This window comes from Pseudomonas sp. HY2-MNA-CIBAN-0224 (assembly GCF_040310285.1).
Classification (GTDB): Bacteria; Pseudomonadota; Gammaproteobacteria; order Pseudomonadales; family Pseudomonadaceae; genus Aquipseudomonas; species Aquipseudomonas helleri.
The window spans coordinates 1-394 of sequence record NZ_JBEOPQ010000224.1 but is presented as its reverse complement, the minus strand read 5'-3'; the positions used below and the strand labels follow the sequence as shown (position 1 = coordinate 394).

Below are 394 nucleotides of genomic sequence, written 5' to 3'. Positions count from 1 at the left end.
CCACCGAAGAGAACTTCCTAGGGGTATTCGCGCGTGGACAAGATGCCAGTCAATTGAGTGCTGAGCATAATTATGGTCGCAAGCGCTATGGGGCAACAGAGAACTTTGCTGGCTTTGAATATTTATGGCACACACCTGAGGCCAAAGACGCCAAAATCCCTGACGAATTCTCACGTTGGGACATGACTGCCGTTGGAGCAAGCGCTGCCGATGATTATCGTAATGGCTTTAATACCTTTGGTTATATCACAGAAATTGACCCGTTTGAGCCGCAATCCGTACCACGAAAGCGTACCGCACTAGGGCGTTTCGCGCATGAAAACTGTGCCTACGCGCCTGTTGAGCAAGGCAAGCCCGTGGTCTTTTATATGGGCGATGATGCACGCGGTGAGTA

Annotated in this window: 1 protein-coding gene; it reads left to right on the top strand. The window is 50.8% G+C overall.

The window, feature by feature from the left end:
- Nucleotides 1-394, top strand: a 394-nt coding sequence (locus AAEZ03_RS26125) for an alkaline phosphatase PhoX (protein ID WP_350582654.1), incomplete at both ends; no start/stop codon positions are given.